The sequence below is a fragment of the Curtobacterium sp. APC 4022 genome, from assembly GCF_030407555.1.
GTDB lineage: Bacteria > Actinomycetota > Actinomycetes > Actinomycetales > Microbacteriaceae > Curtobacterium.
In genome coordinates, this window is the sequence record NZ_JASDDD010000015.1 from 57,940 (window position 1) to 67,666 (window position 9,727).

Consider the following 9,727-nt stretch of genomic DNA (forward strand, 5'->3'; position numbering starts at 1 on the left):
GCAACGCGCTGGAGGCCCGGTGCCGGTTCTGAGAACCGGCACCGGGCCTCCAGTGCGTTGCCCTGACGGGCGGGCCTGTCGTGTTGCCCCGGCGGGCGAACCTGGGCGTCAGGCGATGCGCTTGAACGCCTTGTCGACGTAGCGGTCGATCGTCGCGCGAGCCTCGCTGGCGTAGCGGTCGATCGTCGCGGTCCGCGCCGGGTCCGGTGTGTAGCCGCGGCCGAGGCGCGTCGTCGTGGCGGCGAGCACACCGTCGGTCAGCTGCGGGTTGAGCGGCAGGATCGGGCCCTGCGTGTGGGTGCCGAACGAGTTGCCGCTGACCGCACCCTCGACCGGCGAGCCGGCCTGGTTGCCACCACCGGAGACCACGTCCGCGAACGGCGACACGCCGTCGGCGAGTTCGATGCGTGCAGCGTGGTCCTCGAAGCCGGCCAGTCGGTTCGACGCACCCGGCAGCAACGGGTACCGCGACTCGAGGACGAAGTAGTTGACCCGACGCTCGGCACCGCGGACGGCGCGGGCGTCGAACACGCCGAAGCCGTCGATCGGGGCACCGTCGGTCGGGACGACCTGGTTGGTGGCGAGGTCGAACCCGCCGCCGACCGCGATCACCGGAACACCGGCGACTGCGAAGTCACGCAGGGCGGCACCGATGCGGACGACGTCGGCCCCGAGCGAGCGCATCGCGCTGAGCGGGCCGTTGCCGACGACGACCACGTCGGCCGTCGACGGCAACGCGTCGCCGGGCGCGTACTCGAGGACCTCGGTCGCGATGTCGGCGGCGGCGGCGCGGCGGACGAGGGCTGCGACGTTGCCGCGGTCCCCCGAGACGCCCATCTGACGCGGGTAGACGTGCAGGATGGTCAGGCGATCGGCCGTCATGCGGTCTTCTCCATGTCCGGGTGGCCGAGGGCCTTCCGGGCGATCATCATGATCTCGTAGTTGACGATGAAGTTCTTCGTGCCGGTCGTGGTCGACCCGAGCCCCTGCATGTGGCGGATCGCCGACTCGACGTCGGGCTCGACGCGACCGATGCGGACACCGGCGTGCTCGAGCGCGATCGCGATCTGCCAGGCCTTGTCGCCGGAGACGACGTCGACGTGGTCGAGCTTCGAGAAGTCGATGTCGTAGATCCACGAGATGTCGGGCGTGCCCTCGTCGATCGCCATGAGGACCTGCTCCGGGTGCGCCGGCAGGGCGTCCAGGTTGAGCTGCAGGCTCGCGGCGTTCTTGAACATCGTGAACTCGGCGGACTCCCCCGCGATCGGCAGACGCTCGCCGCGCCCGTAGGCCGGCTTCATCCGCTCGAACGCCTTGGTCACGGCGGCCGGACGGAACTGGTCCCCGAGGGCCGCGCTGGCCGTCGCGGCAGCCGCTGCGGCGTCCACGGCGTAGTGCAGGCCGCGAGCCGGCAGGCGGACCGGGATCTCGGCACCGGCGAAGGCGATGGTCGCGGCGTCACCGGTGAAGGTCACGATCTCGGCGTCAGCGGTCGTCTGTGCCCGGTCGGCGCCGGCCACGAAGTCGTCGGCGTTCTGCAGGCCGTTCGGGGCCGCGGCGACCACGTCGGTGCTCGCGCCGAAGCGCAGGACCCGCTGCCCGTCGACGGCCGGGTAGGCGTCGAGGAACTGGTCGTCGTGGTTGGTGATGACGTTCGCACTCGACAGTGCGGCGGTGTCGAGCATCATCGTCGCGACACGTTCGGTCTCGAAGAACCGGTAGAGCTGGTCGACCTGGACGTTGAGCATCGTCACCGTGGACGGCGACAGGATGCCGGCGAGCTCGACCGCGAAGGCCTCGTCGACCTCGAGGATCCCGATGTCGGCCTTGAGCTTGCCGCCCAGCGAGACCTCGGACAGCAGCGCGGACGCGATGCCCTGCGGCAGGTTCGCGCCGGACGGGTTCGTGAACACCCGGAGGCCGTGCGCCCGCACGATCTCCGAGATCATGTGGGTCGTCGTCGACTTGCCGTTCGACCCGAGCACGAAGACGACGCCGTTCGGGAACTGCCGCGTCACGTGCTGCAGGAAGTCCGGCACGAGCTTGAGGACGATGTAGCCCGGGTAAGCGGACCCTCCGCCCCGCGCTCGCGCGAGGGCACGGAGGATCCGCCCGACCAGGATCGGGACCACGAAACGCACCGGTCGGCCTACTCGAGGTAGTCGCGGAGCGACTGCGACCGGGACGGGTGGCGGAGCTTCGCCATCGTCTTCGACTCGATCTGGCGGATCCGCTCACGCGTGACGCCGAACGTGTCGCCGATCTGGTCGAGGGTCTTCGGCTGACCGTCACCCAGGCCGAAGCGCATCCGGATCACGCCGGCCTCGCGCTCGGAGAGGGAGTCGAGCAGGCTCTCGAGCTGCTTCTGCAGCATCGTGAAGCCCACCGCGTCGGCCGGCACGACCGCCTCGGTGTCCTCGATGAGGTCACCGAACTCGGAGTCGCCGTCTTCACCCAGCGGGGTGTGCAGGGAGATCGGCTCGCGACCGTACTTCTGGACCTCGACGACCTTCTCGGGCGTCATGTCGAGCTCGCGGGCGAGCTCTTCCGGCGTGGGCTCGCGTCCGAGGTCCTGCAGCATCTGCCGCTGGACACGGGCGAGCTTGTTGATGACCTCGACCATGTGCACCGGGATGCGGATGGTGCGTGCCTGGTCCGCCATCGCGCGGGTGATGGCCTGACGGATCCACCACGTCGCGTAGGTCGAGAACTTGAAGCCCTTCGTGTAGTCGAACTTCTCGACGGCACGGATCAGGCCCAGGTTGCCTTCCTGGATGAGGTCGAGGAACTGCATCCCACGACCGGTGTAGCGCTTGGCGAGCGAGACGACCAGGCGGAGGTTCGCGCCGAGCAGGTGCGACTTCGCACGCTGCCCGTCACGGGCCACCCAGCGCAGCTCGCGCTCGGCCGGCTTCGACAGCCCGGTCGAGTGCTGCAGCTTGTCCTCGGCGAACAGGCCGGCCTCGATGCGCATCGCGAGCTCGACCTCCTGCTCGGCGTTGAGCAGCGCGACCTTGCCGATCTGCTTGAGGTAGTCCTTCACCGGGTCCGCGGTGGCACCCGTGATGGTCGTCGAGTAGACCGGCGCTTCGTCGTCGTCGGTCTGCGAGATGACGAGCGCTCCGGCGGCGACCGCGGCCGCTTCCGTCGCGGGCTTCGCAGCCGAGTCGTCGTCCGAGTCCTCGGTCGCGTCGTCGGTGGCGTCCTCGGCCACCTCGACCGGCGTCTCGTCGTCGGCGCTCGCTTCGTCGTCCTCTGACGATGCGGCCTTCTTGCCGCTCGCCTTCTTCGGGGCCGCCTTCTTCGGGGCGGCCTTCTTGGCGGCGGTGGTGGTCCTGGGGGCGCGCTTCTTCGGCGCGGCCGTGCCCTCCGTCGTGGTCGTGGCGTCTTCCGCCACGACGCCGTCGGGCGTGGTGTCCTTCGTGGGATCGACCGTCGTGCTCCGGGCAGCCATGCGATCACCTTCCTCGTCGTGCCACGTTCCTGGGGTCGTGGCCTTCCCTCGCCGCCCAGGGCCACCGCCGCAGTCCCCCACGTCGTCTGGTCCTACCGTTCCGGGCAGCACTAGGACCCATGTCAAGTCCCCCGACGCTGAACGCGAGGAACCCGAAAGGGTCCGTGGTCATTATTGCACGCGACCGTTCCGCAAGCGTGCAACCAGTGCAACCCACAGCGGACCCACCCGTATTCCGTCCTCCGCGTGCAGCCGTGCGCGCGTCCGTCGGCGGGCCAGCAGCAGCATCACCACGCCGAACCCGACCACCACGTACTGCACGGTCATCGCCACGCGGAAGTTCTGCCACGCGAACGTGTCGGTGCCGGACGCCGCCGCCAGGACGTCGAGCAGCGAGCCGATCGCGAACATCATCACGAAGGCCGCCAGGAACCCGCCGACGTTCACCACGCCGTTCGCGGACCCGAGCGAACCGACCGGGTTGAACGAGCGCGCGAAGTCGAACCCGATGAGGGAGCCCGGACCGCCGACGCCCATCGCCACGACCAGCAGGACGAGCAGCCAGGTCGGCGGCTGCCCCGGCCAGAGCAGCACCGCTGTCCAGACGACACCGAGCGCGGTCACGATCCCGAGCACCAGGTTCGACCGACGCATCGGGAACCGGGCGCAGAGCAGACCGAGGACCGGGCCGGCGACGAACCCGACGAGGACGATCACGGTCAGGAAGGTCGCCGCCTCGGTCGCCGAGTAGCCGAGACCCCGGAGCATCGGGACCCCCCAGAGCAGGCTGAACACCGTGCCGGACGACTGCGTCACGTAGTGCGACCAGAAGCCCAGCTGCGTGCCCGGGCGTCGGAGCGCGTGCCCGAAGGTGCGGAAGGCCGCTCCCCACGAGTGCGGCAGCGGGATCGTGTCGGTCCGCACGGCCACCGGCCCGGCACGGACGAACACCACCGCCAGGACGAGCCCGACCGCGCTGGCGATCGCCGCCACGCCGAACGCCGCGTCCCAGCCGACGGAGTGCAGGAGCAGGGCGAACGGGAACGCCGAGACGATCTGGCCGATCTGGCCGAGGTTGCCCGTCCACTGCGAGATCTGCGGCAGGAGCGACCCGCTGAACCACATCGGCAACAGGCGCATCACCGAGATGAAGGTCATCGCGTCCCCGGCGCCGACCAGCACCCGGCCCACGATGGCCGGCCCGATCGTCGGGGACAGCGCGACGACCGCCTGGCCGATCGTCAGCAGCAGTGCGCCGAGCAGCACCAGGCGCCGCGGTCCGACCCGGTCGAGCGCGATGCCCACCGGGATCTGCAGCCCCGCGTAGACCGCGATCTGCACGACCGCGAGCGTGGACAGGACGGCGGCGGAGACGGCGAAGCGGTCCTGCGCGTCGACCCCGGAGACCCCGAGGGACGACCGCTGCATGACCGCCAGGACGTAGGCCAGGACGGCGACGCCCCAGACGACGAAGGCACGGCGGGAGTTCACCGGACCAGGCTAGCGATCGGTCGGCAGTCAGCCGTCCGGACGCAGCAGCCGGCGCTCAGTCCTCGTCGGCTGCGGTGCGGCGGTCCGCCAGGAAGCGCTCCAGCTCGGCCGCGATCGAGTCGGCGGTCGGCACCTGTCCGTCCGCCCCGGTCAGCGGCGAGGCGACCGGGTTGCCCTCCATGTACGTGTCGTGGCGCTGCTCGAGCGTCCCGACCAGGCGCTGCAGCTCCGCGTTGCCGGCGACCTGCTCGTCGACGCGCGCCAGGAACTCACGTCCTTCTTCACGCAGGGCATCGGTCGGGAAGATCAGTCCGGTGGCGGCCGAGATGCCGGAGAGCGCCGCCACGGCTGCGTCCGGGAACTCCGTGTCCGCCAGGTAGTGCGGGACGAGCAGCACCAGCCCGGTGACCTGCTGGCCGATCTCGGACAGCCGGTGTTCGACGAGGTGCAGGACGTTCGCCGGCGCCTGGGTCTCGGGCTTCCAGACGCTCATCGACTCGACCAGGTCGGCGCGGGTGCCGGAGACCGTGACGCCGATGGCCCGGGTGTGCGGGACGGGCATCGGGATCGCCTGGACCCAGGTCGTGTCGGTCACCTGCAGGTCCTCGGCCAGGTCGAGGACGGCCTGCACGAAGCGGTTCCACTGGAAGTCGGGCTCGTACCCGGAGAGGAACAGGAACGGCTGCCCGAGTTCGTCGCGCACCAGGTGCAGCGTGAGCCGGGGTGGTTCGACGGCCGTGATGTGGTCGTGCTCGAACGTGATGACCGGGCGACGGGCACGCCAGTCGAGCAGCACGTCGGGGTCGAACTCGGCGACGAGCTGCGACTCGAGCGAGCCGGTGATCGACGTCGTGATCTGCGCCACCGCCGAGCCCGCGTCTGCGAAACCCGTCAGGGCAGCGACGAGGTGCAGCCCGGCGGGCACCGTCGGGGCGGATGCGTCGAGCGTGTAGAGGTCCTCGGGGTGGTTCATCACGCCAATGCTAGGCGGGGGCACCGACGCGACCCGTGTCGGGTCGCGACGCCGACAGCGAACAGGTGACGGGCCTCCCGTCCGACAGCCTGCCTGGAGGCGCGTCACCCGTCCGGCGGTCCGCCACCGCCTGGCAGGACGCCGTCAGTAGGCTGGACACATGGTCCGACCGACGCTCTCCACCACCTCTTCCGCTCCCGCCTCCGTCGAGGCCGACGTGCTCGTCCTGGGCGTCCGCCCCGGTGCCGACGGCGCGCCCGCCACCCTCGTGCCGTCCGCGGCCGGCCCCGTCGACGGACTGGCCGACCTCGACCTCGCCGCCGTCGGTGCCACCGGCGCGAAGGACCAGCTCGTGCGCATCCCCGGCGGCTCGGCCGTCGGCGTCGCCGCCGCGGGCATCGCGCTCGTCGGTCTCGGCAGTGCCACCGGTCCGGCCGCCGTGCGCAGCGCCGCCGGCAGTGCCGTGCGCCAGCTGCCGCACGTCACCGCCATCGCACTCGCCCTGCCCACCGAGGACGACGCCACCGTCGCCGCAGCACTCGAGGGCGCCGCGCTCGGCGCCTACTCCTTCACCCGCCACAAGGGCGCCGGCACGACCGGTCCGACCCGTGGCGACCAGCGCATCACGGTCGTCGCACCGGCCTCGGTCAGCGCCGACGCCACCGTCCGCCCGGCGATCGTCGCCGACGCGGCCGCGCTGGTCCGCGACCTCGTGAACACCGCCGCCGGGGACCTCGGGCCGTCCGACGTCGCCGACGTCGCGCACGCGCAGGCCGACGGTCTGCCCCTCACCGTCGAGGTCCTCGACGAGACCGAACTCGCAGAGCAGGGCTTCGGCGGGATCGCCGGAGTCGGCCAGGGCTCGGTCCGCCCGCCGCGGCTCGTCGTCGTGCGGTACGAGCCGGCCGGTGCGACCAAGCACCTCGCGCTCGTCGGCAAGGGCATCACGTTCGACTCCGGCGGGCTCTCGCTCAAGCCGGCTGCCTCCATGCTCGGCATGAAGACCGACATGACCGGTGCCGCCACGGTCCTCGCAGCGACGGTCGCCGCCGCTCGCCTGGGTCTCGACACGAAGGTCACGGCCTGGCTCTGCCTCGCCGAGAACATGCCCTCCGGTTCCGCCATCCGTCCGGGTGACGTCCTGACCCTGAAGAACGGCAAGACCGTCGAGGTCACGAACACCGACGCCGAGGGCCGACTCGTCCTCGGCGACGGCATGGCCGCGGCGTCGCTCGAGCAGCCCGACGCGATCGTCGACATCGCCACCCTGACGGGCGCGCAGATGGTCGCCCTCGGTGACCGGACCACCGGCCTGATGGGCAGCGACGACCTCGTCGCACGGGTCCGCACGCTCGCCGACACGGTCGCGGAGCCGATCTGGCCGATGCCGATGCCGGAAGAGCTCGACGGCCGCCTGAGCAGCGACGTCGCCGACATGGTCAACGCCACCGTCGGGCAGACAGCGGGCGGCATGCTGCTCGCCGCGAAGTTCCTCGAGCGCTTCGTCGGACAGACCGCCGAGGGCACCACGATCCCGTGGGCGCACCTCGACATCGCCGGCCCGTCGGAGAACCGCGGCGCCGGGTACGGCTGGCTCGGCAAGGGCGCCACCGGTGTGATGGTCCGCACCCTGGTCGCACTCGCAGAAGACCTGCAGTCCAAGTAGTAGGTTGGGTTCCGGCGGGGCCGCCGCGTCCGCGCGCGCTCCCCGCCGGAACTGACGGGACGGGACCGGTACAGACGGTCCGACCGCCGGACGCCGCCGCGCGGTGTCCACCGGGACGGCGTCCATGAGACACGAAGCCGCCCCCGACACGCACGAGGGAGTTGCACCAGGTGACGGAACAGACTTACGACGTCGTGGTCCTCGGTGGCGGCAGCGGCGGCTACGCCGCAGCGCTCCGAGCCGCTGAACTCGGGATGAGCGTCGCGCTCATCGAGGGCGACAAGCTCGGAGGGACCTGCCTGCACCGCGGCTGCATCCCGACGAAGGCGCTGCTGCACTCGGCCGAGATCGCGGACGGCGCCCGTGACGCGGAGAAGTACGGCGTCATCGCCGAGTTCGCCGGCGTCGACGTGCCCAAGGTCATCGAGTACCAGCAGGGCGTCATCAACTCGAAGTACAAGGGCCTGCAGGGCCTCATCAAGGCCCGCGGCATCACCGTCGTCGAGGGCTGGGGTCGTCTGACCTCGCAGAACACCGTGCAGGTCGGCGACCAGACCGTCACCGGTCGCAACGTCGTCCTGGCCACCGGGTCCTACTCGAAATCGCTGCCCGGACTCGAGATCGGTGGGCGCGTCATCACCTCCGAGACCGCGCTCCGCATGGACTACGTGCCGAACAAGGTCGTCATCCTCGGCGGCGGCGTCATCGGCGTCGAGTTCGCCAGCGTCTGGAAGTCCTTCGGCGCCGAGGTCACGATCGTCGAGGGCCTGCCGCACCTGATCCCGGCCGAGGACGAGTCGATGTCCAAGCAGCTCGAGCGTGCGTTCCGCAAGCGCGGCATCGAGTTCTCGCTGGGTGTCCGGTTCCAGGGCGTCGAGCAGCACGAGAACGGCGTCGTCGTGACGCTCGAGAACGGCAAGACCTACGACGGCGACGTCCTGCTGGTCGCCGTCGGTCGTGGCCCGCTCACGCAGAACGTCGGCTACGAAGAGGTCGGTGTGGCCATGGACCGCGGTTTCGTCACCACGAACGAGCGCCTCGCCACCAACCTGCCGAACGTGTACGCCGTCGGCGACATCGTCCCCGGCCTGCAGCTGGCCCACCGCGGCTTCCAGCAGGGCATCTTCGTCGCCGAGGAGATCGCGGGTCTGAACCCCGTCGTCATCTCGGACACGAACATCCCGAAGGTCACGTACTCCGACCCCGAAGTCGCCTCGGTCGGCCTCTCGCAGTCGAAGGCCGAAGAGCAGTACGGCGCCGACAAGGTCGACTCGTACGAGTACAACCTGGCCGGCAACGGCAAGAGCCACATCATCGGCACGTCCGGTGCGGTCAAGGTCGTGCGCGTCGTCGACGGACCCGTCGTCGGCATCAGCATGATCGGCGCCCGCGTCGGTGAGCTCATCGCCGAAGCGCAGCTCGCCGTGAACTGGGAAGCGCACCCGGAAGACGTCGCGCCGCTCATCCACGCACACCCGACGCAGAGCGAAGCCCTCGGCGAAGCGCTCCTGCACCTCGCGGGCAAGCCGCTCCACGCACTGTGAGCAGCACCGTCGTGCGCACCACGAACACCACAAACCAGAACCACGCCTGCGAGAAGGAGTCCACCCGATGAGCGAATCCGTCAACCTCCCGGCGCTCGGAGAGAGCGTCACCGAGGGTACGGTCACCCGATGGCTGAAGAACGTCGGTGACCGGATCGAGGTCGACGAGCCGCTGCTCGAGGTCTCCACCGACAAGGTCGACACCGAGATCCCGTCGCCGGTCGCCGGCGTCATCGAGGAGATCCTCGTCCAGGAGGACGAGACCGTCGAGGTCGGTACCGCCCTCGTGAAGATCGGTGACGGCTCCGGTGGCGGTGACTCGTCCGACAAGGGCGACTCGTCCGACCAGGGTGGGTCCGAGTCCGCCGACGACCAGACCGAGGCCGCCGCCGAGGACACCGAGCCCGAGGCCGCACCGAGCACGGAGCAGGACACCGAGGCCAAGGCCCCGGAGCCCACCGAGCCCGAGCCGACCCCGGCCGGCCAGACCCAGCCCGCAGCACCCCAGGCACCGTCGGCCCCGCCGGCCGCATCGCCGGTGCCGCAGGCAGCCCCGGTCCCGCCGCCCGCCGCCGCACCGCCGGCCGCGGTCCCCGCAC

8 protein-coding genes are annotated in these 9,727 nt (G+C 70.8%); 3 read left to right on the plus strand and 5 right to left on the minus strand.

Going from position 1 to position 9,727, the window contains the following annotated elements; translation table 11 throughout:
• Nucleotides 1-108: 108 nt before the first annotated feature.
• The 5 genes from QL987_RS07135 to QL987_RS07155 all read right to left on the minus strand — a co-directional run bounded on the left by QL987_RS07135 (nucleotide 109) and on the right by QL987_RS07155 (nucleotide 5,918).
• Complete coding sequence (locus tag QL987_RS07135; RefSeq protein ID WP_290156938.1) at nucleotides 109-882, minus strand: hypothetical protein; 774 nt, start codon at nucleotides 880-882, stop codon at nucleotides 109-111.
• Nucleotides 879-2,141: a MurT ligase domain-containing protein gene (locus QL987_RS07140; protein WP_111073281.1), complete on the minus strand. Its 1,263-nt coding sequence runs from the start codon at nucleotides 2,139-2,141 to the stop codon at nucleotides 879-881. The genes QL987_RS07135 and QL987_RS07140 overlap by 4 nt, the downstream gene beginning before the upstream one ends.
• An 8-nt stretch (nucleotides 2,142-2,149) precedes the next feature.
• The gene (locus QL987_RS07145) at nucleotides 2,150-3,454 is read right to left on the minus strand and encodes an RNA polymerase sigma factor (protein ID WP_221851889.1); all 1,305 of its coding nucleotides are present in this window, start codon (nucleotides 3,452-3,454) and stop codon (nucleotides 2,150-2,152) included.
• A 171-nt stretch (nucleotides 3,455-3,625) separates the two neighbouring features.
• Nucleotides 3,626-4,945 carry an MFS transporter gene (locus QL987_RS07150; RefSeq protein WP_111073279.1) on the minus strand — a complete coding sequence of 440 codons (1,320 nt, stop codon included), beginning with the start codon at nucleotides 4,943-4,945 and terminating at the stop codon, nucleotides 3,626-3,628.
• Nucleotides 4,946-5,000: 55 nt separating this feature from the next.
• Nucleotides 5,001-5,918, minus strand: coding sequence for a PAC2 family protein (locus QL987_RS07155; protein ID WP_111073278.1), 918 nt, complete (start codon nucleotides 5,916-5,918; stop codon nucleotides 5,001-5,003).
• A 160-nt stretch (nucleotides 5,919-6,078) separates the two neighbouring features.
• Here QL987_RS07155 and QL987_RS07160 point away from each other — a divergent pair, with 160 nt between their 5' ends.
• The 3 genes from QL987_RS07160 to QL987_RS07170 all read left to right on the plus strand — a co-directional run.
• Complete coding sequence (locus tag QL987_RS07160; RefSeq protein ID WP_290156939.1) at nucleotides 6,079-7,584, plus strand: leucyl aminopeptidase; 1,506 nt, start codon at nucleotides 6,079-6,081, stop codon at nucleotides 7,582-7,584.
• 170 nt (nucleotides 7,585-7,754) lie between these two features.
• Nucleotides 7,755-9,128, plus strand: coding sequence for a dihydrolipoyl dehydrogenase (gene lpdA / locus QL987_RS07165; RefSeq protein ID WP_221851883.1), 1,374 nt, complete (start codon nucleotides 7,755-7,757; stop codon nucleotides 9,126-9,128).
• 67 nt (nucleotides 9,129-9,195) lie between these two features.
• Nucleotides 9,196-9,727: biotin/lipoyl-containing protein (locus QL987_RS07170; protein ID WP_290156940.1), on the plus strand; the 532-nt coding region annotated here is incomplete at its 3' end.

Bases quoted from the DNA above. Each gene is read 5' to 3' on its own strand.
- QL987_RS07135 (WP_290156938.1), bottom strand. From the start codon at position 882: ATGACGGCCGATCGCCTGACCATCCTGCACGTCTACCCGCGTCAGATG.
- QL987_RS07145 (WP_221851889.1), bottom strand. From the start codon at position 3,454: ATGGCTGCCCGGAGCACGACGGTCGATCCCACGAAGGACACCACGCCC.
- QL987_RS07155 (WP_111073278.1), bottom strand. From the start codon at position 5,918: ATGAACCACCCCGAGGACCTCTACACGCTCGACGCATCCGCCCCGACG.
- QL987_RS07160 (WP_290156939.1), top strand. From the start codon at position 6,079: ATGGTCCGACCGACGCTCTCCACCACCTCTTCCGCTCCCGCCTCCGTC.